Annotated in this window: 19 protein-coding genes and 2 pseudogenes; 10 read left to right on the forward strand and 11 right to left on the reverse strand. The window is 71.6% G+C overall.

The features are described 5' to 3' along the window. The first annotated feature begins 2 nt into the window (after positions 1–2). Positions 3–2,309, forward strand: coding sequence for an endopeptidase La (gene lon / locus Q0Z83_RS16410; protein ID WP_317794796.1), 2,307 nt, complete (start codon positions 3–5; stop codon positions 2,307–2,309). Here the strand turns inward: lon and Q0Z83_RS16415 are convergent. Both Q0Z83_RS16415 and Q0Z83_RS16420 read right to left on the reverse strand, forming a co-directional pair. Next, positions 2,306–3,461, reverse strand: a pseudogene (locus tag Q0Z83_RS16415) (thiamine pyrophosphate-dependent dehydrogenase E1 component subunit alpha). The gene lon and the pseudogene Q0Z83_RS16415 overlap by 4 nt on opposite strands. Positions 3,462–3,481: 20 nt before the next feature. After that, complete coding sequence (locus Q0Z83_RS16420) at positions 3,482–3,922, reverse strand: hypothetical protein (RefSeq protein ID WP_317794798.1); 441 nt, start codon at positions 3,920–3,922, stop codon at positions 3,482–3,484. A gap of 68 nt (positions 3,923–3,990) precedes the next feature. Between Q0Z83_RS16420 and Q0Z83_RS16425 the strand changes: the two genes are divergently transcribed. Then, complete coding sequence (locus Q0Z83_RS16425) at positions 3,991–4,173, forward strand: hypothetical protein (protein ID WP_317794799.1); 183 nt, start codon at positions 3,991–3,993, stop codon at positions 4,171–4,173. Here the strand turns inward: Q0Z83_RS16425 and Q0Z83_RS16430 are convergent. The 3 genes from Q0Z83_RS16430 to Q0Z83_RS16440 form a co-directional block, all read right to left on the reverse strand. Further along, positions 4,102–5,598, reverse strand: a complete 1,497-nt coding sequence (locus tag Q0Z83_RS16430; RefSeq protein WP_317794800.1) for a sensor domain-containing diguanylate cyclase — start codon at positions 5,596–5,598, stop codon at positions 4,102–4,104. The genes Q0Z83_RS16425 and Q0Z83_RS16430 overlap by 72 nt on opposite strands. Before the next feature lie 2 nt (positions 5,599–5,600). After that, the gene (locus tag Q0Z83_RS16435) at positions 5,601–6,791 is read right to left on the reverse strand and encodes an FIST signal transduction protein (protein ID WP_317794801.1); all 1,191 of its coding nucleotides are present in this window, start codon (positions 6,789–6,791) and stop codon (positions 5,601–5,603) included. 85 nt (positions 6,792–6,876) lie between these two features. Next, a complete protein-coding gene (locus Q0Z83_RS16440; RefSeq protein ID WP_317794802.1) occupies positions 6,877–7,245 on the reverse strand; it encodes a MerR family transcriptional regulator in 369 nt (122 codons plus the stop codon). A gap of 59 nt (positions 7,246–7,304) precedes the next feature. On the opposite strand from Q0Z83_RS16440, the gene Q0Z83_RS16445 reads away from it, so the two are divergent. From Q0Z83_RS16445 to Q0Z83_RS16475, 7 genes and pseudogenes are all read left to right on the forward strand, one after another. After that, positions 7,305–8,021, forward strand: coding sequence for an SDR family oxidoreductase (locus tag Q0Z83_RS16445; RefSeq protein ID WP_317794803.1), 717 nt, complete (start codon positions 7,305–7,307; stop codon positions 8,019–8,021). 62 nt (positions 8,022–8,083) lie between these two features. Next, entirely contained in the window at positions 8,084–11,593 is a 3,510-nt protein-coding gene (locus tag Q0Z83_RS16450) for a PAS domain S-box protein (RefSeq protein ID WP_317794804.1), read from the forward strand. A gap of 19 nt (positions 11,594–11,612) precedes the next feature. After that, entirely contained in the window at positions 11,613–12,761 is a 1,149-nt protein-coding gene (locus tag Q0Z83_RS16455; RefSeq protein WP_317794805.1) for a sensor histidine kinase, read from the forward strand. After that, on the forward strand, positions 12,758–13,417 hold the full coding sequence (locus tag Q0Z83_RS16460) for a response regulator (protein WP_317794806.1): 660 nt from the start codon (positions 12,758–12,760) through the stop codon (positions 13,415–13,417). Before Q0Z83_RS16455 ends, Q0Z83_RS16460 begins: the two co-directional genes overlap by 4 nt. Before the next feature lie 83 nt (positions 13,418–13,500). Continuing rightward, on the forward strand, positions 13,501–13,908 hold the full coding sequence (locus tag Q0Z83_RS16465) for a hypothetical protein (protein ID WP_317794807.1): 408 nt from the start codon (positions 13,501–13,503) through the stop codon (positions 13,906–13,908). A 20-nt stretch (positions 13,909–13,928) separates the two neighbouring features. Next, positions 13,929–14,120: pseudogene (locus Q0Z83_RS16470) on the forward strand (ATP-binding cassette domain-containing protein); the annotation flags it as partial. A gap of 50 nt (positions 14,121–14,170) precedes the next feature. Beyond that, positions 14,171–16,657 (forward strand): FtsX-like permease family protein, encoded by a 2,487-nt coding sequence (locus Q0Z83_RS16475; protein ID WP_317794808.1) that lies wholly within the window; start codon positions 14,171–14,173, stop codon positions 16,655–16,657. 83 nt (positions 16,658–16,740) lie between these two features. Here the strand turns inward: Q0Z83_RS16475 and Q0Z83_RS16480 are convergent, their stop codons facing one another. The 6 genes from Q0Z83_RS16480 to Q0Z83_RS16505 form a co-directional block, all read right to left on the reverse strand. Then, entirely contained in the window at positions 16,741–17,427 is a 687-nt protein-coding gene (locus Q0Z83_RS16480; RefSeq protein WP_317794809.1) for a CBS domain-containing protein, read from the reverse strand. An 86-nt stretch (positions 17,428–17,513) separates the two neighbouring features. After that, positions 17,514–17,993, reverse strand: coding sequence for a cyclic nucleotide-binding domain-containing protein (locus tag Q0Z83_RS16485; protein WP_317794810.1), 480 nt, complete (start codon positions 17,991–17,993; stop codon positions 17,514–17,516). Between the two features lie 122 nt (positions 17,994–18,115). Continuing rightward, positions 18,116–19,300: a S8 family peptidase gene (locus Q0Z83_RS16490; RefSeq protein WP_317794811.1), complete on the reverse strand. Its 1,185-nt coding sequence runs from the start codon at positions 19,298–19,300 to the stop codon at positions 18,116–18,118. 76 nt (positions 19,301–19,376) lie between these two features. After that, positions 19,377–20,735 (reverse strand): sensor histidine kinase, encoded by a 1,359-nt coding sequence (locus tag Q0Z83_RS16495; RefSeq protein ID WP_317794812.1) that lies wholly within the window; start codon positions 20,733–20,735, stop codon positions 19,377–19,379. A gap of 68 nt (positions 20,736–20,803) precedes the next feature. Then, positions 20,804–23,653, reverse strand: coding sequence for a M28 family peptidase (locus Q0Z83_RS16500; protein ID WP_317797086.1), 2,850 nt, complete (start codon positions 23,651–23,653; stop codon positions 20,804–20,806). 191 nt (positions 23,654–23,844) lie between these two features. Beyond that, entirely contained in the window at positions 23,845–24,399 is a 555-nt protein-coding gene (locus Q0Z83_RS16505) for a hypothetical protein (protein ID WP_317794813.1), read from the reverse strand. Positions 24,400–24,441: 42 nt separating this feature from the next. Between Q0Z83_RS16505 and Q0Z83_RS16510 the strand changes: the two genes are divergently transcribed. Next, on the forward strand, positions 24,442–25,107 hold the full coding sequence (locus tag Q0Z83_RS16510) for a response regulator transcription factor (RefSeq protein ID WP_317797087.1): 666 nt from the start codon (positions 24,442–24,444) through the stop codon (positions 25,105–25,107). Positions 25,108–25,130 lie beyond the last annotated feature (23 nt).

Below are 25,130 nucleotides of genomic sequence, written 5' to 3' on the forward strand. Positions count from 1 at the left end.
CCGTGAGCAAGCGACTCCCCGTGCTCTTCCTCGACGACATCGTCCTGCTTCCGGGCATGGTCGTTCCGGTGCAGCTGGACGAGGCCGCCCAGACCGTCGTCGACGCGGCACGCACCTCGGCCCGCTCCGAACTGCTGATCGCCCCGCGGCTGGAGGACCGGTACGCGTCCTACGGTGTGGTGGCGACGGTCGAGCAGGTCGGCCGGATCCGTGGCGGCGAACCGGCCGCCGTGCTGCGCACCGGCCCGCGCGCGAAGATCGGCAGTGGCGTGACCGGGCCCGGCGCGGCCCTGTGGGTGGAGGCCGAGCCGGTCGACACCGCGAAGCCGTCCGAGCAGGTCCGTGAGCTGGCCGCCGAGTACAAGAAGCTGGTCGTCTCGGTGCTGCAGAAGCGCGAGGCGTGGCAGGTCATCGACTCGGTCAGTGCCATCGACGACCCGAGCGATCTGGCCGACACCGCGGGCTGGGCGCCGTACCTGTCCAGCGACCGCAAGCGTGAACTGCTGGAGACCCCCGACGTCGAGGCCCGGCTGAAGCTGCTGATCGAGTGGACCCGCGACTTCCTGGCCGAGTCCGAGGTCAACGAGACGATCGAGAAGGACGTCCGCGAGAACGTCGAGAAGCGCAACCGCGAATACCTGCTGCGGGAGCAGCTCAAGGCGATTCGCAAGGAACTCGGCGAGGGCGAGGCCGACGGTAAGGACGACTACCGGGCCCGGATCGAGGCCGCCGACCTCCCCGAGGCGGTCCGTGAGGCCGCGCAGCGTGAGGTCGACAAGCTGGAGCGGGCCGGCGACCAGAACCCGGAGGCGGGCTGGATCCGCACCTGGCTGGACACCGTGCTGGACCTGCCGTGGAACGTCCGCACCACGGACAACACCGATCTGGCGGCGGCCCGCGCGGTCCTCGACGCCGATCACCACGGCCTGGACGAGGTCAAGGAACGCATCGTCGAGTATCTGGGGGTCCGGGCCCGCCGCGAGTCGCGCGGCCTGGAGACGGTCGGCGGCCGCGGTTCGGGGGCGGTGATCCTGCTGGCCGGCCCGCCCGGAGTCGGCAAGACGTCGCTCGGCGAGTCGGTCGCACGGACGTTGGGCCGTAAGTTCGTGCGGGTGGCGCTCGGCGGCGTCCGGGACGAGGCGGAGATCCGCGGACACCGGCGCACCTATGTGGGCGCGCTGCCGGGCCGGATCGTGCGGGCGATCCGCGAGTCGGGTTCGATGAACCCGGTGGTGCTGCTCGACGAGGTGGACAAGGTGGGCAGCGACTACCGGGGCGACCCGGCCGCCGCGCTGCTGGAGGTGCTGGACCCGGCGCAGAACCACACGTTCCGCGACCACTACCTGGACCTCGACCTGGACCTGTCGGACGTGCTGTTCATCGCGACCGCCAACGTGCTGGAGACGATCCCGCAGGCACTGTTCGACCGGATGGAACTGATCGCGATCGACGGCTACACCGAGAACGACAAGGTCGCCATCGCCCGCGACTTCCTGATCCCCCGGCAGCTCGAGCGCGCCGCGCTCTCGGCCGACGAGGTGACGGTCACCGAGGACGCTCTGCGCGAGATCGCCGCCAACTACACCCGGGAGGCGGGGGTACGGTCGTTCGAGCGCCTGCTGGCCAAGGCGTTCCGCAAGGTGTCGCTGCGGGAGCTGCCGGCCACCGTCGACGCCGGTGACCTGACGGATCTGATCGGTCGGCCCCGGTTCACGCCGGAGTCCGGTGAGCGGACCGCGGTCCCCGGGGTCGCCACCGGCCTGGCCGTCACCGGCATGGGCGGTGACGTGCTCTACATCGAGGCGTCCCTGCTGCCCGGCACGACGCCCGGCCTGTCGGTCACCGGCCAGCTCGGCGACGTGATGAAGGAGTCCGCGCAGATCGCGCTCTCCTACGTCCGGGCGCACGCCGGTGAGCTGGGGGTCTCGCCCGAGCAGCTGGACCACCCGATCCACCTGCACGTCCCGGCCGGGGCGGTGCCCAAGGACGGGCCGTCGGCGGGTGTCACGATGACGACCGCGCTGGTGTCGCTGCTGCTGGGGCGCAACGTGCGGGCCGAGATCGGGATGACCGGTGAGGTGTCGCTGACCGGGCGGGTGCTGCCGATCGGCGGGGTGAAGCAGAAGCTGCTCGCCGCCCAGCGGGCCGGGCTGACCGAGGTGTACATCCCGAAGCGCAACGAGCCGGATCTCGACGAGGTCCCGGCCGACGTGTTGCAGGCGCTGACCGTACACCTCGTCGCCGATGTGCGGGAGATCCTCGCCACCGCGCTGGAGGCGGTGACCACCGACGCGGTCGCGGCGGTCTAGTCGTCGAACGACGCGTGGTAGTCGCTGAACCGCCGGCGCTGCGCGTCGAGATCCGCCGAGCCGGTCGGGTAGACGTGGTCGAACAACTCGACCGGCTGCGGATCGGGCATCGCCAGCACACGTTCGCGCAGGTCGAGGGCGGCCTTCTTGGCATCGTCCTCGACCTGCGCGAAGAAGTCGTCGCCGGCGATCAGCTGCTTGGTGAGGAAGGCCTTGAGCCGGCTGATCGGATCTTTCGCCTTCCACGCCTCGACCTCGCTGGCGATCCGGTAGCGCGAGGGGTCGTCGGAGCTGGTGTGCGCGCCCATCCGGTAGGTGTAGGCCTCGACCAGTTTCGGGCCCTCGCCGCCGCGGGCGTGGTCGAGGGCGGCCCGGGTCACGGCGTAGCTGGCCAGCACATCGTTGCCGTCCACCCGGATGCCCGGGAAGCCGTAGCCGCCGGCGCGCCGGTAGAGCGGCACCCGGGTCTGCCGTTCCGCCGCGGCGGAGATCGCATACTGGTTGTTCTGGCAGAAGAACACGATCGGCGCGTTGAAGACACCGGACCAGACGAACGACTCGTTGACCTCGCCCTGGCTGGAGGCGCCGTCGCCGAAGTAGGCGATCACCGCCTCGCCGTCGGGTGTGCCGGTCTTGCCCTCCATGGCCACGCCCATGGCGTAGCCGGTGGCGTGCAGGGTCTGCGCGCCGATGACGATCGTGTACTGGTTGAACTTGAACTCGTTGGGATCCCAGCCGCCCTGGTCCACCCCGCGGAACAGGCCGAACGGCATGATCGGGTCGATCCCCCGGCAGTAGAGCACCCCGTGCTCGCGGTAGGTGGGGAACGCCATGTCCTGTGGCTGCAGCGCCCGCCCGGAACCGACCTGGGCCGCCTCCTGACCGAGCAGACTCGCCCACAGGCCGAGCTCACCCTGCCGCTGCAGGGCGACCCCCTCGGCGTCGAGCCGGCGGACGGTCACCATGTCCTGATAGAGGCCACGGAACTCGTCGTCGGTGAAGTCGACCGCGTAGGTCACCCCGTCGGGACCGGTGACGCTGTCGACGTGGTCACCCTCGGGGTTCAGCAGCTGTACGAAACCGTCACCACCGTGTTGGTCCACTGCTCGACCGTATGCCCAGCCCCAGGGACCGGGTCAAGCCCGGTCCCATTTCGTCGGGCCGGAACCCGGTCAGCGGCGGCCGGTGGCCAGGGCGATCAGGAACTGGCCGCCGCCGGTGTCGACGGTCGCGGTCACCGGCAGGCCCGGAACCAGCCGGGAGAAACGGTCCACCAGCCAGTCCGCCGCCTCCTGGGCGTCCCGCTTGCTGGGACAGCGGGCGACCAACTCCCGGCCGCCCTTGCGCTCCAGCCGCTCGGCGACGGTGATCAGCGGTGCGGGCTCCACCACGTTGAGCCGGTCCGGCCACGCGATGACCACCTTCACGGCGCCCTTGCGGGTGTTACAGGCCCGGTGAGCGAGCCGCTCGGCGACCTTGGCCTTGCGATCGGCGGTCCGGCTGTCCACGCTCGGGCCCCGCGGATCGTTGACCGACATGTCCGGATCGACCGGCTCGTCACACACCCAGCAGCGCCAACCGTCGCGCTTTCCCACGTCCTCGAGGAGACTCACCGGGACAAATTAGCGCATCGGCGCTTGACTATCCGGTGTATGGTTGCTGCCTCGTGAGGGGAGACGCGATGCGGACGAGAGACTCGATCGCCCTGGTGGTCGCCGCGCTCTCCGTCGCCGCCTCGATCGTGATCGTCAACCAGCCCCTGCCGGTGTCTCCACCCGCCGATTCGGGGAAGTCAAACCCGGTCGTCCTCCTGACCGAGGCCGGCGCCCTGTGGGACTGCCCGGACGAGGCCGCCGACGGCTGACGCCCGCCGGGCCGCGCGACGACGCTGTTTCGCCGCATACATGTCCGCGTCGGCTGTGCTGAGCAGTGACGATGCGTCGTATCCGCAGCCGGCGGCCAGACACAGCCCGATGCTGCAACCGGCGGTGACCTCCACCTCGCCTGACGGCAGCTGCAGGTGATAGGGCGCGTCGACGGCCTCCTGGATACGGGCGGCGAGGAGTTCGGCCTCCGCCGTGGTGGTGTCGGTGCAGGCGATCACGAACTCGTCGCCGCCCAGTCGGGCCGCGATGCCGTGCAGGCCGACCGTCTCGGACAGGCGCTGGGCCGCGGCGATCAGCAGCTGGTCACCGGCGTCGTGGCCGTACGTGTCGTTCACCGCCTTGAAGCCGTCCATGTCGATGAACAGGATCGCCACGTCGCTGCCGTCCTGCCGGCACCGGCTGAGTGAGGCCGCCAGGGTCTCCATGAAGTAGGCCCGGTTCGGCATGCCGGTGAGCACGTCGGTCTCGGCCTGCATCCGGATCCGCTGGAACAGCAGCGCCTTCTCCAACACGAGGCCACCGACGTCGACCAGGTGGTCGAGGAACGACCGCGCATCGGTGCCGTCCGGCGGGACGCCGGTGAGCAGCAGCCGGCCGGCGCTCGGGTCCTGGCTGCCCAGGCGCAGGGCGAGGGCTCCGGGCGGGATCTCGTCGAGGATCCGGGGCCATTCGGCGCCGCCGCCCGCGGCCAGTTCCTCGCCGTAGATATCGGTCAGGTAGACCGCGGCCCCGGCCAGCGGCACGTGTTCGATCATGGTGTCGACGATGTTGCGGGCCGCGGTGATCACGTCGACCATGCCGGCCAGCCCGGCGGTGACCGCGTTCAGGCGTTGCAGCCGGTGCAACTGATCCTGGGTGCGCCGGTACAGCCGCCCGTTGTCGATGGCGAGCGAGATCCGGCTGACGATCGCGATCAATTCCTGGATGTCCGCATCGTCGAAGGGCCGGTCCTCGGTCCGGGCCAGCAGCAGGTGCCCGAGGTGCTCGCCCCGGACGGTGAGCAGCCCGTACGCGAGGTGGCTCAGACCGCCGGCGGAGAGCCACTCGGGTGCCGGACTCTCGCCGACGGGTGCAGCGGTCACCGGCCGGGCCGCGCTGAGCGACTGCACAGCGGCGGGCGCCGACACGGTTCCCGAAGGCAGGTGCCGGGCCGCGATGCCCCACTGCGCGGCCAACCGCAGGCCTCCGTCAGCCGGGGTGAGCACGACCGCGACGTCGGCGTCGAACATCTCCGCGACGTCACACACCGCGCATTCCAGCACGTCGTCGACCTCGGTGACCTTGCCCAGCGCGGTGACGAGCTGCGCCAGCCGGGTGGCGCGGGCCAGGGCCCGAGCCGAGATGGCCCGCGACTGGGCCAGCTCGGCGCGCAGCCGGCGGATCTCGTCGTCGTCCTCCCCCATGATCAGAGGGCGAGGACGACGACGGTGGCGTTGTGGAAGCCGGTCGACCCGGTGACCCGGGCGAATTCGCCGTAGGTGAAGAACCCGGCGAACGGTGCCGCGCCCAGCTGATCCCGGATCGCGGCGGCCTCCTCGGGAACCTGGTCGCCGAGCGGCGTGACCCGGCCGGCGCAGCTGAACACGAGCGCCCCGCGAGCCGTGCCGCCGAGCCGCTGGACCGCGGCGGCGGCGGCGGATCCGGCGGCGTCCAGCAGGTCACGCTGGTTGCCGGCGAGTACCTGGACGACTGACTGCTCGCTGACGTGACCGAACATGATCAGGGAGCCCTCGGCGGTACGACCGAGAATGTGCCGTCCGTCGAAGGTGCCCGCCGCGTTCGCGAGTCCGAGCGGATGGTCGAAGGTGAGCCGGGCGAAGGTGGGTCCCTCGCCGTCCTCCGGTTCGCCGGCCGGGAGCTGATCGCCGCGCTGGCCGAGATAGGCGTCGACGGCCGGGCGGCCGTCCAACTCGTGGATGACGTTGCCCTCGGCGCGGGTCACCGTCATCGGGTCGCCGATCGGATGCCAGCCGTGCGCGACGCCGATGCCGAGCGGATGCGGCGAGTTGATCCAGACCGCGATCAGGCTGTTGGACATCAGTTTGCCGTCGGCGAACTGATGCGTGGCCCCCATCGAGAGGTTCTCCGACGCGGCGCCGCCGACCAGCGGAACGGTCGCGCCGGTGACCGCATAGCTGCCGCGGACCACCTCCCGCAGGTCACCGGCCAGCCCGTCGGTCAGCATCATCAGCACCGAGTGTTCGCCGTCTCCGCCGGCGCGTTCGCGGGCCGATTCGGTGACGCGGCGGGCGGCACCGCGCAGATCCCCGCTGACCGAGTCGGCGGCGGCGACACCGAAGGTGAGTTCGGCGGCCGGCAGGTAGAGCGTGACGGCGCCGCGGGACAGGGTCGTGGACCCGGTGAAGCCGGCGTAGGCGGTGCAGCCGACGACCTGGGCCGGCGCGGCGGCCTCGGCCACCGCCTCGAAGAACAGCAGCGGGTCGTAGTCGACGGTCGCGTGGGCGATGACCAGGTCGGCCGCCTCGGGGGTACGCCCACCGAGCGCCGCCGCCACCGATTCGCGGGCCGCGGTCTGCGGATCGGCGTGCGTGCTGCTGCCCTGGCCGGCCCGGCGCCGGTCGCTGTCGTCCACCATGATCGCCCCCGGTTCACGGCGCGGTCGTCCGACCGCCGCTCCTCGACTCCTATCGGCCGGAGCGGGACGGGGTTGACGGTTTCGGTCAGTCGTGAATCCGGGTGCAGCCGTTCGCCGGGTCCTCCGACAGCGTGATCACCGCGTCGAGCCGGTCGCGGGTGCGGATCAGGTTGGTGATCTGCTCGTCGATCCGGGCCCGCTCGGCGGCCAGGAGGGCCCGTGACTCCGGGGTGTTGGCCTTGGCGTCGACGCAGGGCAGCAGGTCGACGATGGTCCGGCTGGACAGCCCGGCGCGGTAGAGCATCTGGATGAGCTGCACCCGGTCGACGGCCGGCTCCGGATAGTGCCGCTGGCCGCTGTCGCTGCGCCCGGCCGCGAGAAGACCCTGCTCCTCGTAGTAGCGCAGCGCCCGGACGCTGACCCCTGATCTGGTCGCCAGTTCACCGATGCGCATCGTGACCCCTGCCATAAGACTTGCCTCTGACGTCAACGTCAGGTCCTAGCGTAACCGGCATGCAGATCAACGGAGCAAACGTCCTGGTCACCGGCGCGAACCGAGGCCTCGGTCGGCAGTTCGCCCGCTCGCTCGCCGAGCGTGGCGCCGCCAAGGTGTACGCGACCGCCCGTCGCCCGGAGCTGATCGACGTGCCGGGTGTCATCCCGGTACGGCTCGACATCACCGACGGCGACTCGGTGGCCGCCGCGGCCGCCGCCGCACCGGACGTGGACATCCTCATCAACAACGCCGGCATCTCGACCGGCGCCAACCTGATCACCGGTGACCTGGCCGCCATCCGCAGCGAGATGGACACCCACTTCTACGGCACGCTCGGCGTGATCCGGGCGTTCGCGCCGCAGCTGGCCGGCGGCGCGATCCTCAACGTGCTGTCCGCGATCTCCTGGCTCGCCGTCGACGGGGCCGGGGCGTACCACGCGGCGAAGGCGGCCGAGTGGGCACTGACCAACAGCGCCCGGCTGGAGCTGGCCGCGCAGGGCACCCTGGTGACCGGCCTGCACCTGGGCGCGGCCGACACCGACATGATGGCCTGGTACGACGGTGACAAGACCGCGCCCGAGGTGATCGTGGCGGCCGCGCTCGACGGTGTCGAGGCGAGCCGGACCGAGGTGCTGGCCGACGCCTGGAGCGCCCAGGTGAAGGCGTGGCTGTCGCAGGACCCGGCCGTGGTCTACCGGGAGGCGGCGGCCGCCCTGTCGGTACTCGCGGCCTAAAACCGTTCCCATAGTTCGCTGAATGCGTCCTGTGCTCGCGTTTTATTGGTGACGCTGGTCGGGTGACGGTGTCTTCGACCAGGCCGGCGCGCCGATTCCGGCTGTGGCGCGCCACGACCGTGTGCGCCCTGCTACTCGGCGTGCTGGGCCTGACCGACTGGGCGCTGACCCTGGAGCTGGGCCGGATGTTGCCCGGCGACAGGCTGATGGCCTGGCAGAGCGCGGTGATGACCGGCGCGACGGCGGTCGGGCTGCTGATCGCCGGGCCGGTCCGGGCGGGCGGCCGACGGCTGTGGGCGGTCCGCGTGACCGCGCTGTTCGTGATCGGTTTCGCGATCGAGCGGCTGATCAGCGGTCTGCTCATGCCCGCGGCGGATCGGCCGCCGCTGCGGTCCCCGGTGGCGTTCCTGCTGCTCGGCCTGGCTCTGTTGCTGCTGGAGACGGGCCGGGGCCGCGGGCATCTGCCGGCCCAACTGCTGGCCGCCGCCGCGGCGCTGGAGATGGCGGTCGCCGCGTTGGCCGCGCTGCTCGGGATCGCGGCGCTGTACTGGGACTCCGAGGCCACCGACACCCCGATCGGCACACAGGCGGCGCTACTGCTGCTGGCCCTTGCGGTGACGGTCAGTCGACCCGGCGGGCTGGCGGTGCGGATCTTCGGCAGCAGCCGGCTCGGCAGCCGTACGGTACGGCGGCTCACCCCGACGGTGGCCGCGGTCGTGGTCCTGCTCGGCCTGGCGCTCGCGATCATGAAGCGGAACCGGATCGACCTGGAAGGGGTGGTCGCCAACGTCGTGGTCAGTGTGCTGTTGCTGACCCTCTACCTGGTGCTGCTGCGGGCCGGACACATGCTCAACGACGCCGATGCGGGCCGGCTCGGGCTGATCGCCGAACTGCGCGAGCAGCGCGACTTCAGTGACACCGTGTTGACCGCGCTGATCGAGGGAGTCATGGCGGTCACCCCGGACGGAACCGTCCTGCGGGTCAACGGGCGTTGGTCGCAGATCACCGGCTTCCCGGCCGACGAGGTGATCGGGGCCCGTCCGCCGTACGTGTGGTGGCCGCCGGGTGGTTCGGAGACCTGTGCCCGGCAGGTGAAGCAGGTGCTGGAGGGCGAGGGCAGCACCGAGTTCGACACGCTGTTGCGGCACCGGGACGGGTCCGAACTGCCGGTGCTGGCGAGCATCCACCCGATCGCCGGCGACGGGCACGTCACGATGCTGATCGTCACCTACCGCGACCTCACCGAACGGGACCGGGCGCAGGCGCAGCGGCGACAGATGGCCGAGGAGCTCGACCATTTCTTCACCCTGTCCCGGGACCTGATGTGCATCGCCTCGCGGGACGGCTACTTCACCCGGGTCAACCCGACCTGGACCGAGGTCTTCGGATGGACCACCGAGGAGTTGACCAGCCGGCCGTACCTGTCCTTCGTGCACCCCGACGACGTGGACCGCACCCTGGCCCAGGGCATCACCCTGGTCGACGGGCTGATGCCGACGATCTCGTTCGAGAACCGGTACCGGACCCGCGACGGCGACTACCGGTGGGTGGACTGGAACGCCACTCCGGCCGAGGACGGTGAGTCCATCTACGCGGTGGGCCGTGACGTCACCGAGGCCAAACGGGCCGAGCAGCGGTTCCGCCAACTGGTCTTCAGCGCCCCCGACGCCATGGTGATCGTCGGTGCCGACGGGATCATCCGGCTGGTCAACGAGCAGACCGAGCGGTTGTTCGGCTGGCTCGCGGTGGACCTGGTCGGCCGATCGGTGCGGATGCTCATCCCAGCCCGGCTTCGCGACCACCACGACGCGGACATGCACGAATACCTCAAGGACCCGTCGCCACGCCGGATGGGGATCGGCCGCGACCTGACCGCGCTGCACCGCAACGGCAGCGAGTTCCCGGTCGAGATCACCGTCGCCCCGCTCGACACCGAGGAGGGGATCCTGGTGTCGGCGGCGATCCGGGACGTCTCCGAACGGCAGCGCACCGAACGGGCACTGGCCGCCGCACGGGACGAGGCGCTCGCCGCGGCGGCGGCCAAGTCGCAGTTCGTGGCCATGGTGAGCCACGAGATCCGTACCCCGATGAATGGGGTGATCGGGTTGACGAAGTTGCTGCTGGACACACCGCTGCAGCCGGTGCAGCGGCGGTACGGCGAGTCGATCCGGGCGTCCGCGCAGGCCCTGCTGGCGATCATCAACGACATCCTCGACTTCTCCAAGATCGAGGCGGGCAAGGCGACCCTGGCCGAGTCGGACTTCGACCTCGGTGACCTGCTCGAACAGGTCGCCCACGCGGGAGCCGCGGCGGCCCGGGACAAGAACATCGACATCGTCGGCTACTACCCGCCGGATCTGCCCGCCGTCGTGCACGGCGACGAGGGCCGGCTGCGGCAGGTGCTGCTGAACCTGATCGGCAACGCGGTCAAGTTCACCCACCGCGGCGAGATCGTGATCCGGGTCGACCCGCTCGGACCGGTCGGCGAGGTCCGGCGCCACTACGACTTCACCGTGTCCGACACCGGCATCGGCATCGACGCCGACCAGATCTCCCGCATGTTCGAGCCGTTCACCCAGGCCGACGCCACCAACAGCCGCGAATTCGGCGGCACCGGGCTGGGCCTGACCATCAGCCGGCAACTCGTCGAGCTGATGGGCGGCACCCTCCAGGCCGACAGCGAACCCGGCCGCGGCAGCCGGTTCCACTTCACCGTCGCGCTCGGCACGGTCGAGTCGGCACAGGAGTCGCAGGAGCGGCACCGGGGACTGGCCGGCCGCCGTCTGCTGATCGCCGACGCCAACCCGACGAGCCGCGGTTTCCTGACCGAGCACGTCGAGGCGTGGGGCATGCGGGTCACCGCCGCCGACAGCGCCAACGCCGCCCTCGACGAGCTCGGCCTGGCGTGCCGGCGCGGCGAGCCGCACGACATCGCGGTCATCGACCACCACCTGACCCGGCTGGACGGCGTCGAGTTGATCAGCGTGATGAGCGCCCAGCCGGAGATCGAGCCGCGCCCGTTCTGTGTGCTGCTGAGCCGCGACCCGTCGGCCGAGAACCGGCTCACCGATCACTCCGGGGTCGACGTGCTGGCCAAGCCGATCGGCCCGTCGGTGCTGTTCAACTACCTGATGTCGCGGTTCGGGCCGGTCGCGCCGGCCCGCGACGAGAGCGTCCGGCCGGCGCCCGCCACGGCCGCCGCGCGGGGCCGGATCCTGCTCGCCGAGGACAATGAGATCAACCAGCTGGTCGCCGTCGACACACTGGCCGGGCTCGGCTACGCCACCGACATCGCGGTCGACGGCGCCGAGGCCGTCGAACTGGCCGCCACCGGCGACTATGTGGCGATCCTGATGGACTGCCAGATGCCCCGCCTGGACGGATACCAGGCCACCGAGCAGCTGCGGGCCCACGAGAGCCCGGACCGGCACACCCCGATCATCGCGATGACCGCCGGGGTGCTGGCCGAGGACCGGCAGCGGGCGCTCCAGGCCGGCATGGACGACTTCCTGGCCAAACCGATCGATCCGGAGAAACTCCGGGCCACCCTCGACCACTGGACGAGCGTCTGAGGGGGTCTAGGGTGGCGGGATGTCCGGTCGGTGGGTGCCGCAGCTGCGGCTGCTGTGGGACCTGAGTCTCGCCACGGCGGTCGCCACCCTCGCCGTGCAGTACCGCGACTACTCCTGGCGCGACGTGCTGATCGGCCTGGCCATGGCGGCCGCTCTGATCGTCCGGCGCCACGCGCCGATCCGGGTGTTCGCGGTGCTCACTGTTCTCGCGTTGGTGCAGCTGGCGGTCGCTTCGGCGGTTCCGGCGGCGTACGACGTGGCGCTGCTCGTGGCGATGACCACGGTGGTCGTGCACTCCCCCGCCCGGGCGGCGGTCTTCGGCTCCGGGGCGGTGGTGGCCGCCGGTGCGATGGTCGCCGCCGTGGCCAGTGTCGACAGTGAGTGGAACGGTTCGCTGCTGGACTACCCGTACCTGGCCGAGCAGACCGCCATGCTGGCCGGCTGCGGCGCGTTGTGGCTGTTCGGATACGTGTTCCGGACCAGCCGGGAACGGGTCGCGACCGCCGAGCGTGAACGCGACCATTTGGCCCGGCTGGCCGCCGCCGACGAGCGGGCGTTCATCGCCCGTGAGCTGCACGACGTGGTCGCGCACAGCCTGGCCGTGATGATCGCCCAGGCCGACGGGGCGACCTACGTCGTCGACACCGATGCCGACCGGGCCCGGGTGGCGATGCGCACGGTCGCCGCCACCGGCCGGGAGGCCTTGGACGACATGCACCGCATCGTCGCGGTGCTGCGCGACACCGGCGACGACGACCCGGACGAGCGGCGCAGTCGCGGCCTGGACCGGTTCGACACCCTGGCCGAGCGGGCCCGGGCGGCGGGGCTGGGGGTGGACGTGCGGATCGACGGTGACCTCGGGCGGCTGTCGGCGGCCGACGAGCTGACCGTGTTCCGGATCGTGCAGGAGTCGCTGACCAACGTGCTCCGGCACGCCGGGCCGGGCACGAAGGTCGAGGTCACGCTGGCCGTCGAGGCGCGGCGGGCGGTGCTGGAGGTCGGCGACGACGGTGCCGGAACGGTTCCGGCGGCCCGCGTCGGAGGCGGGAACGGGCTGCTCGGGATGCGCGAACGCGTCGCGGTGCACGAGGGTGAGATCACCGCCGGGCCCGATCCGGCCGGCGGCTGGCGGGTGCGGGCCACGATCCCGCTCGAGGAGGCACAGTGAGCATCCGGGTTCTGCTCGTCGACGATCAGGCGCTGGTCCGGGCCGGTTTCGTCATGGTGCTGTCGGCGCAGCCGGACATGGAGGTCGTCGGCGAGGCGGGTGACGGGGCGGAGGCGATCGCGCTGCTGGCCCGTACCCCGGCCGATGTGGTGGTGATGGACATCCGGATGCCGGTGCTGGACGGGGTGGCGGCCACCCGCCGGATCTGTGCCGGACCGGACGGCCCGCGGGTGCTGGTGCTGACCACGTTCGACACCGACGCCGACGCGTTCGCCGCGCTGCAGGCCGGGGCCAGCGGGTTCCTGTTGAAGAACGCGCCGCCGGAGCAACTGCTCGCGGCGATCCGGGTGGTGGCCGCCGGCGAGTCGGTGGTGGCTCCCCGGGTCACCCGGGCGCTGCTGGACCGGTTCTCCGGGCAGCTGACCCTGCCCGGCCGGGCCGACGAGCGGCTGGCCGCACTGACCGACCGCGAGCGCGAGGTCCTGGAGTTGGTGGCGGCCGGGCTGTCTAACGCGGAGATCGCCGCCCGGCTGGTCGTCGCCGAGGGCACGGTGAAGACGCATTTCGGGCGCATCCTGGCTAAACTGGAACTCCGCGACCGGGTGCAGGCCGTCGTCTTCGCGTACGAGATCGGCCTGGTCAAACCGGGTGTGTAAGACCTGAGTCGTACACCGGGGTGCCTCAGGATCTGCTCTGGCGGCAATGTGCCGGACCCCCACCACGCCGAAGAATCAGTGTCGTGAACAGCAAGCGCATCAACATCACCTTCGTGATCCTCGCCGCGGTCGTCATGGCCGGTGTGGCGTACGGCGTGAACTACCTGTGGGACAAGCGGTTCGGGCCGACCGCCGCATCGGCCGCCGACTGCACGCTGGCCCAGGAGCTGATCGACAAGGCGCAGAACCCACCCACCGACACCGCACAGGCCGAGCAGTGGGAGCAGCAGATCCGGCAGATCCGCTACACCCGGCTCGAGAATGACGGGATCAGCACCGAGGTCGGCCGGTACGTGCACTGGTCCATGGTCCGGGCGACCGGCGACCCGATGCGGCCGCCCGCCGGCACCCTCGAGGAGATCACCGAGCTGGCCGTCGGGCACTGCGAGGACAGCGGGGTCGACCTGCGCGTACCGAAGATCGTCTTCTGATGTCCGCGGTCACCGCCACCGACCGGGCGCTCACGGGGGTGCGCCGGGATCGGATCGGGTTCGTGTTCCAGGCGTTCAACCTGCTCCCCCAGCTCACCGCCCGGCAGAACATCACCCTGCCGGCCGAGCCGGCCGGCGGCCGGCGGCAGCGTGTCGCCCTGGCCCGGGCACTCAGCACCCGCCCGGACGTGATCTTCGCCGACGAGCCGACCGACCGCACCCTCGTGCCGGCCGAGGGCCGCATCGTGCAGGACACGTCCCGGTGACCGCCACCGTGCTGCGCACCCAGCTCAGCGGAGTGTGGCGGCGGCCCGGGCGGCTGCTGATGACCGGGCTGTCGGTGCTGGTGGCGGCGTTCGTGGTGTTCGGGACGGTGCTGGCGTACGCGATCGTCACCCGAACCACCCTGGACACGTTCAGTGAGACACCGGAGGCGGTCAGCGTCGTCGTGTACGCCAACGGCGGCGAGCCGCTCAGCCCGCGGCAGGTGGGCGAGATCCGGACCACCGCCGGAGTGACCGAGGCGACCGGCCGGGTGACCGCGACGTTCACCGTCGGTGACGCGTCGTCCGGAACCGATCTGGAACTGCTCGCCGATCCGGGCTCCGGGCCGCTGTCGCGGATCACGCTGATCTCCGGCGGGTATCCGCGGGCGGCGCGGGAGATCGCGGTGGATCGGCGGGCCGCCGGGCGGCTCGGCGTGACCACCGGTGGCACCCTGCGGCTCAACACCGGTGACCGCACCGCCGCGCCGGTCACCGTCACCGTGACCGGGATCGTCGACGGGCCGCGCGACGCGGCCGAACGGGCCTGGGCGCCGGATCGGGTGGTCACCGGGATCAGCGGCACTCCCGGTCTTCCGCGGGTCGACATTCTCGCGGCGCCGGGCGCCGACCTTTCCGCGATGATGAGCGGTCTGTCCGACCGGCTGCTGCGCGATCCGATGGCCTACCTCAGCGTCACCACCGGCGAGACCATGCGGGTACGGGAGGCGCGCGCCGCGGTACGCCAGTTCGATCAGCTGTTCGCGCTGGTGGCGATGTTCGTGGGGATCGCCGTGGTGGCCGCCGCGCTGGTCGCCACGTCGACGTTCCGGATCGTGTTCGCGCAACGGCTGCGGCAGTTGGCGCTGCTGCGGGCGATCGGCGCGCAGCAGGGTCGGCTGGTGGTGGCGCTCGCCGTCGAGGGCGCCGTGGTCGGGCTGGTCACCGGTGCGGTCGGGGTTCTGCTCGCCCAGGGTGCCGGGCTCGCCGCACCGGCCGTGGCGGGGCTGTTCGGGCGTACCGTCTCCGGTCCCGGGATGCCGGTCGGCGCCGCCGTGGCCGTGGTGATCGGGGCCGGGCTGCTCACCGCCGGGGCCGTCCTGGCTCCCGCCTTCGCGGCCGCCGGGGTCTCGCCGTTGCAGGCCCTGCGCAGCGCGAGCACCCTGCCCGCCGAACGCGGCATCGCCGGGACACGCCTTGCGGGCGGGCTGCTGCTGTCGGCCGCGACCGGCGGGATGGTCTGGGTGACCGTCCGGAGCATGGGATCCTCGGAGGCACTGTTGTACCTGGTCGGGGTGGGCGCGTTCGGGTTCGGGACGCTGATCGCGCTCGGGCCGGTGCTGATCCGCCCGATCCTCGCGGTCGCCGGATGGCCACTGCGGACGGCCGGACCCGCCGGACGGCTCGCGGTCAGCGGCATCGGCGGTACGCCACGGCGCGCCGCCGCGGTGTCGGTGGTGGTCGCGCTCGGCGTGACGATGCTGGCCGGAACGGTGGTCGGCATCTCCAGCCTGCAACTGTGGACGGATCGGACGATGGCGTCGCGTACCCCCGCCGATCTCGCCCTTTTCGCCGAAGGCGGCGGTGGCCTCGACGATGTGCTGGCGCGGCTGCGGGCCGATCCGCGGTTCCGCGACGTCACGCCGTTCCGGATGGCCGACTTCAGCACCGCCGACGGGGGGTTCTCGCACGGGGCGATCGCCGTCGACATGGGCGCGATGACGGAACTGCGGACCCTGTCCGCGGCGTCCGGGCAGGTCGACGCACTCGGGCCGGGCACGGTGGTGCTGTCGGCGTCGGCGGCCACCGACTTCGACGCGACAGTCGGTGACGTGGTCACCCTGCACTCCGGCGGGATGGTCCGGGCCGAGGTCGTCGCGGTGCTCACCGGGGACGGCCCGTTGCGGACGGGCGCGATCCTGACGCCCGCCGACCTGGATGCGCTCGGCGGCACGTCGGCCGGCATCCTCGCCGACATCGCCACCGGCGGCCGCGACGAGGCGCTCGCCGCGTTCCGCAGTGCCGGGAATCCGGCCGGGGCCGAGGTGGCGGTGCTCGCCGACGAACGCGACAAGGCCGACGATGAGGTGTCGTCGCTGTTCGCGGCGGCGGTCGGGCTGCTCGGGCTGACCGTGCTGATCGCGGCGGTCGGGGTCGGCACCACCACCGGACTGTCCGTTCTGGAACGCACCCGGGAGTTCGGGCTGGCCCGTGCCCTCGGCATGACCCGGGGGCGACTGCGGCTGATGGTCGGGATGGAGGCCGGGCTGTACGGGCTGATCGGGGCGGTGCTGGGCATCGTGCTCGGGGTGCCGATGGCCTGGCTGGCGCTGGAGTCGCTGCGCCTGGATCTGCCGTTGACCTTCCCGGGTGGGCGGCTGGCCCTGATCGTGCTGGTCACGGCCGCGATCACGGTCCTGGCCGGTCTGCTCCCGGCGCGGCGGGCGGCTCGGGTCAGCCCGGTGGCGGCGCTGGCCGCGGACTGACCCGGGCACGCACGACGCCCCCGGCCCGCGGTCATCGCGCCGGCCGGGGGCGGTTCGGGTACCCGCCTCGAGGGAGGAGCAGGTCAGGCCCCGAAGTACGACGACGCGGGCTTGACCAGGTCACGGTCGTTGAAGTCGAACGTCAGCCGCGAGTCGACCGAGACGACCCCGGCGACCCGGCGGACCAGGCGTTCGACCAGGGCGGTGCTGGACCAGCGTTCGGAACGGCCGGTCAGCGTGACCGCGCCGCGGTCGACGGTGGCGACGACGTGGCCGGTGCTCTCCGTCCAGGTGATCTCGTGGATCGCCGCGCGCACGTCGGCGAGGATCTCGGTGTCGGTAGGCAGATGTTCCTTGAGCAGGTCGCCGCGGCTCACGATGCCGGCCAGTCGCCCGTCGAAGTCGACCACCGGCAGTTGCTTGACGTGCGCCTGTTCCATCCGGCGGGCGGCCGTGCGGATACCCGTGGTCGTGCGGACCACCTCGGCCGGCGCGGTCATCAGCTCCCCGGCGGTCATCGCGTCGGCCTTGCGCCGCAGGCCCCGTCGCCGGAACTCGAACCAGCGCGGCTCCCCGGCCCCGGCGAACTCGATCTTGAGCAGTAGGTCCGACTCGGACACCACCCCGAGGACCCGGCGATCGTCGTCCACGACCGGGAGCGCGTTGATCCGGTGCCGGGCGAGCAGGGCGATCAGTTCCCGGTACGGCACATCCGGCCCGACCGCGACCACGTCAACCGTCATGACCTCGTTGACCAGCCAGATCTTCATGTCGATCCCTCCACCACCCACGCTAGGACTCCGGCGTCGGCTGCGGCAGGACACCAGGTCTCCGACCCCCGGGCCGATCGTCCCGATCAGGGGAAGGTCAGCCGGTCCGGTGGTGGGATGGTCAGTCCGGCCACCCGCAGCCGGAGCGAGCGGAGACCGTCGTCCGCCACGGTGATCAGCCGGGCGTAGAACTCGCCGCGCAGGTCGGGGTCGTCGGCGAGCTGGTCCCGCAGGCCGGTGGCCCGGAACTCCACGGCGTACAGGTCCTCGCCGGCCACTCCACCGAAGTCCCACCGCCGGGCCCGGGCCAGGGCGGCCCACCCGACGAACCCCTCGCACCTGTCCACCGGGACGTCACCACGCCCTGGAACCGGCAGATCGAGCAGCACGCTGCCGCTCAGCAGGAGCCACATCCGCTCGACCGGAGCGTCGGCGCCGAACAGCCGGAAGCCCCGCTCGTATTCGACGGGCCGCCCGTGCGCGGTGAGCCGCCGGAGCCAGGCGGTCGGCAGGTCGGCGAAGAGTGGATGCAGCGCGAGCATGTCGAATGTGGTCAGATCCCGCATGGCCGCCTCACCGTGACGAAGACGCTTCCCCGTCACCCTAGAAATCCACCGGCCACCCCGGCAGGGCCGGACGACCCGGGCCGTGGGAGCCGGCGGCATCCGCTGCCGCCGGCTCCCCCGGTTCAGAAGGCGGCTGTGTAGAGCAGCCGGTTCGGGGAGCCGGTTCCCGGGCTGGTCACCACCCCGGTGGTGGCGTTGCCGACGATCGCCGCCTGCACCTGCGCGGGTGTGTCGGTCGGGTGGGTGGCCAGGTAGAGGGCGGCCGCCCCGGCGACGTGTGGGGTGGCCATCGACGTGCCGCTGATGGTGTTGGTGGCGGTGTCGCCGGTGTTCCACGTCGACGGGATGTTGATGCCCGGTGCGAACACGTCCACGCAGGTGCCGCGGTTGGCCCAGGACGGTTTCGCGTCGCTGCTGTTGGTCGCCGACACGGTGATCGCGGCCGGGACCCGGGCCGGCGACTGGGTGCAGGCGTCCAGGGCGAACAGGCCGAGGAACCCGTTGCCGGCCGCGATCGAGTAGCTCACCCCGGACGTGATCGACGCGCTGACCGCGTTGTCCAGGACGGTGTCGGCGCCGCCGCCGAGGCTCATGTTGGCGACCGCGGGTTTGACGGCGTTCGTGGTCACCCATTCGATGCCCGCCACGACCTGGGCGGTGGTGCCGCTGCCCTCGCAGTTGAGTACCCGCACGCCGACGAGCTGCACACCCTTCGCGACCCCGTAGGCGGTGCCGCCCACGGTTCCGGCGACGTGCGTTCCGTGGCCGTTGCAGTCGTCCGCCGTACCGCCGTCGATCGCATCGAATCCGCTGCTCGCACGGCCGCCGAAGTCCTGGTGGGAGGTGCGGATGCCGGTGTCGATGATGTAGGCGCGCACGTTCGACGCGGTGGTGTTGTAGGTGTAGGCGGCGTTCACCGGCCGGTTGCGCTGGTCGATGCGGTCCAGGCCGTAGGACGGCGGGTTGGTCTGCGTGTCCGAGATCCGGTGGATCACGTTGGGTTGCACGAACGCGACGTCCGGGTCGGCGGCGACCTGCCGCGCCTGACGCGCCGTCATGGTCGCCGCGAAACCGTTGATGACCCGGGTGTACGTCCGCAGTGGCGTGGCCTGATGTTCGGCGGCCACGGTACGGGCGATCTTGCCGGACTTGAGGACGACGATGTAGCTGTCCTTGACGACCTCGGCGCCCGGCACCGTGAGGACGTCCGCCTCCGGCGGGGCGGCCTGGGCGCCGGTGGACAGTCCGAGTGTGGTGAGGAGGGCGGCGGCCGCGACGGCGGCGCTTCGGCGGACGGTTGTGCGCAAGGGAACCTCCCGACTCTGGGTGGTCACGCAACCACGTCCAGTGAAGCTAACAGCCAAATCGAAGTCTGTGAATGCTTCAGCCGCGGTGGGCGTGGGCGCCGCCGAGGTTGCGCCACCAGCGGCGACGGGGTGCGGACTCGGCCGGGGTGTCCTCGGAGACGACGCCCAGGGTCAGACTCACCCGGGCGCCGCCCCACTCGCTGCGGCCGACCGTGAACGCGCCGCCGGTGTCCGCGGCCAGGCGCTGGGCGATGTCCAGACCCAGGCCGGTGGAGTCGGCGCCGCTGGTGCCACGGGACAGTGCCGCGGCCGGGTCGGCGAAACCGGGGCCGGCGTCGTCGACGGTCACCGTCGCCGAGTCGGCGGACCGCGTGACGGTGACCCGGCAGGCGGCGTCCTCGCCGGTGTGGTGGAAGACGTTGCCGAGCAGCACGTCGAGGGCTTCGGTGACCCGGGACCAGGCGGCCGGCACGGTGATCCCCTCCGGCGGCGGGTCGGCCTGCCAGGTGCGACCCTGGTCCTCGGCGAGGGCGCCCCAGAATCCGGTCCGGTCGGCGACCACCGCCCCCAGGTCGCAGTGCAGTCGGGGCCGTGCGGCGAGCGGACGGCCGGCCTCGTTGATCACCGCACTGATCTCGTGTTCGAGTCGGTCCACCACGCGCAGTTGACGGTCCCGGTCGTCGCCGGCGGGCAGGCCCTCGGCGTTCAGGCGCAGCGCGGTCAGCGGGACCCGCAGGCGGTGCGACAGGTTCGCGGCCAGCGCCCGCTCCTTGGCGAGCAACTCCAGGAACCGGTCGGCGAGCAGGTTCAGCGCCGAGCCGACCTCCTCGATCTCGCGGGGGCCGCTCGGCCGTACCCTCGCATGAAGTTGACCCGCCCCCAGACTGGTGGCGGTGCGCGCGAGATCGCGGGTGGCGCGGACGACGCGGGCGGCCAGCCGGTCGGCGAGGAACATGCAGAGCCCGACCAGGACGATCGCCTCGACCAGCAGCACCAGCACGGCCGTGCCGACGCCGGCGCGCAGTGACGTGCCCGGGACGAAGACCTCGATGACCGCGATCAGCCCCTGCGGGAGGGCGACCGGCCGCAGGTAGACGCGACCGCCGTCGATGCCGATCGTGCCGGCCGTCTCCCGGTCGCGGACCTGGGCGACCGCGCCCTCACCGGCCCGGCTGACCCCGACCGTGCCGAGGGTGGGCAGGTGGGCGGCGAGTTCGCCGTGCTGACCGGCCCGGGTGCTCATGATCGAGTTGAGGACCAGTTCGCGGTCGGTGGCGACCACCACGACCGCGGACAGGCCGAGGGCCTGGCGTTCGGCCTCACGCATGGCACGGTCCTGCACGGCGCTGTGCACGAGCAGCGCCAACGGGATGACGAACGCCAGCGCCACCAGCGTGGTGACGGCCAGGGCGACCAGTACGTAGCTTCGTCTCATCGGACCGCCGACCATAGTCGGACCGGGCGTGCCCCACCATAGGCGGGGGCACGCCCGGTCCACCCTGATCAGAACGTCAGGGCCCAGGAGTCCAGCGTTCCGGTGTCGCCGGAGTACAGGTCGCGGACTCGCAGCTTCCAGGTGCCGGAGGCGGGTTCGGCCGAGGCGTCGACGGTCTGGTCGAGGGTGACGTCGTCGGCGCTGTCGAACCGGCTGGACTTCTTCAGCCGGTACGCGGTGCCGTCCGGGGCGATCAGTTGGATCTCCAGGTCGCCGCGGAACCCGTGCCGGATGTCGACCTCGACCTTCAGTGCGGCCGGGGCGGTGCCGGAGCGCTGCACGGTGATCGGCGACTCGATCGCGGAGCGGTCCTTGATCGCGAAGTCGGCGGCGTTCTCGACCCGGGTCGAGGTGGACTCGGCGGGCGCCTTGACACCGGTCAGGGTCCAGGCGGCGTACGCGGCCACGTCGGTGTGCGCGTCCAGGGCGTCGAAGTCGATGTTGCCGGCCCCGTCACAGCTGGAGTGGTAGCAGGGGTCGTACGGCTTGCCCGCTTCGCCGTCCCAGAGGTCGGCCTCGGCCTGGCTCATCGCCGCGGCCAGGCTCAACGTGGCGGTGCCACCGGTGGGGATGCCCGCGGCCTTGAACGAGGCGTGGTCGGAGCGGCCCTTGATGTCGGTGGACAGCGACGTGATGCCCGCGGCGGTGAATCCGGCCTTCAGCGCGGCGGCGATGGCCGTACCCCTGGTGTCGTCGCCGTAGACGAAGTAGCCGGGGTTCGGCGAGCCGATCATGTCGAAGTTCAGGTACCCGGTGATCTTCGCTCGTTCGGTGGTGTTCAGCGAGGACACGTACGCCTTGGAGCCGACCAGCCCGGCCTCCTCGGCACCCCACCAGCCGAACCGGATGCCCTTGTCGCCGTCGGCGCCGGAGGCGGCGTAGGCGAGGGCGACCTCGAGGATGCCGGCCGAACCGGAGGCGTTGTCGTTGACGCCCGCGCCCTGGGTGACGCTGTCGAGGTGCGCCCCGAGCATGACGACCCGGTTGGGGTCGCCACGCCCGGGCAGATCGGCGATCAGGTTGTGACCCGTCTTGCCGGCGTGGGTGAACTGCTGGACGCGGGTGGTGTAGCCGGCCACGTCCAGGCGCTGCTTGAGGTAGTCGAGCGAGGCTTGGTATCCGGCCGTGCCGTGCGCGCGGGTGCCGTTGTCGGCCTGCGCGATGCGCGCGAACTCATTGATGTCGGCGCGCAGGGCGGAGGCGTCGATGTCGACCGTCTTCGCCGGAGTGGCGTCCGGGCTGGGGATGGCCGGACTGGGTGTGGCCGACGGCGACGCCGAAACGGGAGGCGTCGTCGTGGTGGCGGACGGGGTCGGCTGCGGTGCGGCAACGGCGCAGGTGGGATCGCCCTGGGCGGGCACGCTCACCGCGTCCCAGGCGGCCTTGATCGCGGTGAACTCGGTGCAGCTGTTCGGGTGCAGCGCGAGTGTGGCGTCCAGGGTGGCCTTGCGGGCCTTGCTGTACGTCCAGCCGGACGTCTTGCGCAGCAGCGCGTGGTAGAAGATCTCACCGGCCGGCCACAGCCCGATGCCGGTCACCGTCGATCCGTTGCAGGTGGTGCTGGCCGGTTTCCCGGCCGGGGCGGAACCCTCGGAGGCCAGGTAGAACCAGTGGTTGAGCGGCCCGGCGGCGGAGTGCACCTCGGTGGTCGGGATCTTCGTGGACCAGCAGTTCGGGTCGCCGACGGCGGACGGGTTGAACATGTTGCGGATCGGGCCGCGGCCGGAGAGGTTCACCTCCTCGCCGACCAGGAAGTCGGCCGGGTCGTTCGGGTTCGCGGCGAAGTGCTCGGCCATGGTGCCGAAGATGTCGCCGGTCGCCTCGTTCAGGCCACCGGTCTCGTTGGTGGTGCCGCGGCTGCCGCCCGGGGTGTGGCAGAACACGCCGTGGCCGAGCTCGTGGGCGACCACGTCGATCGAGTTGACCTGGCGGGCGCCGTCGCTGGTCCGGCCGTACTTCGTCTGGTCACGGCCGGCGTCGCCGGTACCGGCGCAGCTGTAGAAGGCGTTGACGTCGGTGAGGCCGACGAACATCGTCGCGGCGCCGCCGTTGCCGTCGATGCCGTTGCGGTTGAACTTGGCCTTCAGCATGTCCCAGAGGACGCCGCCGGCGTACTGGGTGTCGACGCCACCGGTGGTGATGTCGCTGCCGGTGCCGTTGCCCCACTTGTCGTCGGCGTCGGTGAGGATCTGGCCGGTGCGGTCGTTGAGCGTCCGCATGCCGCCGCGCGCCGGATCGCGCATCTCGAACCCGCCGGACCCGGCGGTGGTGCCGATGGTGACCTGACCGCCGTAGTGACCCTGCCCGGTGCCACCGGTGATCTCGTCCCAGGAGCCGGCGTACTTGCCGGTCCGCGCGTCGACGTAGGCGTGGGCGCGGCTGTCGTCACCGTCGATGACCACCTCCCACACCAGCCGGTCCCGGCCCTCGGTGGCGACGATGCCGAGTTTCGGCTCGCCGCTGACCGTGCCCGGGTGGATGAGCAGCGAGACCTTCTCGGCCTTGGCCGCGGTCACCTTGGGGGTGGTGGCGACCTCGACGGCGCCGGTCGTGGTGCCGCCCTTGACGGTGCCCTTGGCGTCGGTCACGACGACCACGTCGCCGCCGACGAAGACCGGAAGATCCTTGTAGGTACGGGCGTAGCTCACGTAGTTCAGGCCGCGTGCCGTGGTGGTCACCGACTGGCGGGTGTACGTGGCGTCCGGGTCCTTGACGAACCCGGTCGACTTTCCGGTCACGTATTGGTCGGCGGCGGCCGCGGAGCCGGCCGCACCACCGTCGGAGAAGTCCGGCTCCGGGATCTCGCCGGCACCCGAGTACCCGGCGCTGTACGCCGCCCCCAGGCCGAGTATGACCAGTGTGGCGCTGCCGAGCGCGGTGACGCGCAGCGCCTTTCTGCTGCGGGAACGCCTCACTGACGATCCTCCCATGGCTTCAAGTCGATCTCTGTGTGCCGTGGGAGTCTCGCCGTGCTTGCCTTAAGGGCACCGGAAGGATTGCTATCGGCCCGGTAACGACATGCCGACGCCGGTCGATGCGCGGACCGGGTTCAGGATCCGTACTCCTCGATGACCTGCGCTGCCGGGCCGCCGCTCCAGTAGGCGGTGATGACCGACGTGTGCCCCGGTCCGGACAGCCGGGCGACGACCACGGTGTCGCTGCGGCGCGCGCCGGTGGCGGTGTAGCCGGTCAGCGGGTCGGCGTCGACGATGTCCACCCGGGTCGAGGAGTAGGCGACGATGATCGACCCGCCGTCGGCGGACACCCGGTAGCGGGGGCGCCGGTCCACGACCGACGGTTCCGCACTCGGCGTGGGTGACGGCGACGCGGGCGGCTTCGTCGTCGGGGTGCGGGTCGGGGTGCGCGACGGGCGCGCCTTCGACGGGGTGATCGACGGGCGCGGCGACAGCGAGGGGGACGGCGGCGGCTCGGTCTCGGCCAGCCCGAACCTGATCTCGGTGTATCGCCGGTTCACGTCGATGGCCACGGGTGGTTCGTCGGTGAGCGCCGGAGCCACTCCGAGCCGGACCCCGAACCAGGACACGGTGACCGCGGTGACCGTCACTGCGAGCCATCCCGCGACATATCTCCAGCTCCGGCTCATCGGCACATTCTGCATCACCGATACGCTGGCGCAATGCCCCAGGTGCTGGTGATCGAGGACGACGTCGACGTCCGGGAAGCAATCGGCCGGTTACTCACCGCAACCGGCCATGAGGTGCGGTTGTGTGCGACCGCCCTCGACGGCCTGCGTGAAGTGGCCGCGCGTGAGCCGGACGTGGTGGTGCTCGACCTGGGTCTGCCCGACCTCGACGGTGCCGCCGTGCTCAGCCGGATCCGGCTCACCTCACAGGTGCCGATCGTGGTGGCGACCGCACGGGAGGCGGAGAGCGAGATGATCCGGCTGTTGCGGGCCGGGGCCGACGACTACGTGGTCAAGCCGTACTCGGCCGAGCAGATCGAGGCCCGGATCGCGGCGATGCTGCGGCGCGGCCGCGGGACCACGGCGGCCGGGCTGGCGGTGGGCGGGCTGACACTCGACCCGCAGGCGCGCACGGCGGCCCTCGACGGCACCCCGCTGCAGCTGTCGCGGCTCGAGTTCGACCTGCTCGCCTACCTGATGGAGCGGGCCGGGACGGTGGTCTCCCGGCAGCAGCTGCTGAGCGACGTGTGGCCGGAGAGCCGGTCGCTGGAGACCGTCGACGTGCACGTCACGTGGCTGCGGCGCAAGCTCGGCGAACGGGCGGCGCAACCGCGTTACCTGCACACCGTGCGCGGAGTGGGGATCCGTCTGTCGGCGCCCGGCCAGTGAGCAGAGATTGTCAGGATTGTCAC

Origin of the sequence: Actinoplanes sichuanensis (assembly GCF_033097365.1) — a bacterium.
GTDB lineage: Bacteria > Actinomycetota > Actinomycetes > Mycobacteriales > Micromonosporaceae > Actinoplanes > Actinoplanes sichuanensis.

What these genes read in the sequence shown, in the direction of transcription:
- Q0Z83_RS16485 (WP_317794810.1), bottom strand. Translation starts at nt 17,993, where the DNA reads ATGCGGGATCTGACCACATTCGACATGCTCGCGCTGCATCCACTCTTC.
- Q0Z83_RS16445 (WP_317794803.1), top strand. Translation starts at nt 7,305, where the DNA reads ATGCAGATCAACGGAGCAAACGTCCTGGTCACCGGCGCGAACCGAGGC.
- Q0Z83_RS16495 (WP_317794812.1), bottom strand. Translation starts at nt 20,735, where the DNA reads ATGAGACGAAGCTACGTACTGGTCGCCCTGGCCGTCACCACGCTGGTG.
- Q0Z83_RS16505 (WP_317794813.1), bottom strand. Translation starts at nt 24,399, where the DNA reads ATGAGCCGGAGCTGGAGATATGTCGCGGGATGGCTCGCAGTGACGGTC.
- Q0Z83_RS16440 (WP_317794802.1), bottom strand. Translation starts at nt 7,245, where the DNA reads ATGCGCATCGGTGAACTGGCGACCAGATCAGGGGTCAGCGTCCGGGCG.
- Q0Z83_RS16480 (WP_317794809.1), bottom strand. Translation starts at nt 17,427, where the DNA reads ATGAAGATCTGGCTGGTCAACGAGGTCATGACGGTTGACGTGGTCGCG.
- Q0Z83_RS16435 (WP_317794801.1), bottom strand. Translation starts at nt 6,791, where the DNA reads ATGGTGGACGACAGCGACCGGCGCCGGGCCGGCCAGGGCAGCAGCACG.
- Q0Z83_RS16455 (WP_317794805.1), top strand. Translation starts at nt 11,613, where the DNA reads ATGTCCGGTCGGTGGGTGCCGCAGCTGCGGCTGCTGTGGGACCTGAGT.
- Q0Z83_RS16430 (WP_317794800.1), bottom strand. Translation starts at nt 5,598, where the DNA reads ATGGGGGAGGACGACGACGAGATCCGCCGGCTGCGCGCCGAGCTGGCC.
- Q0Z83_RS16425 (WP_317794799.1), top strand. Translation starts at nt 3,991, where the DNA reads ATGCGGACGAGAGACTCGATCGCCCTGGTGGTCGCCGCGCTCTCCGTC.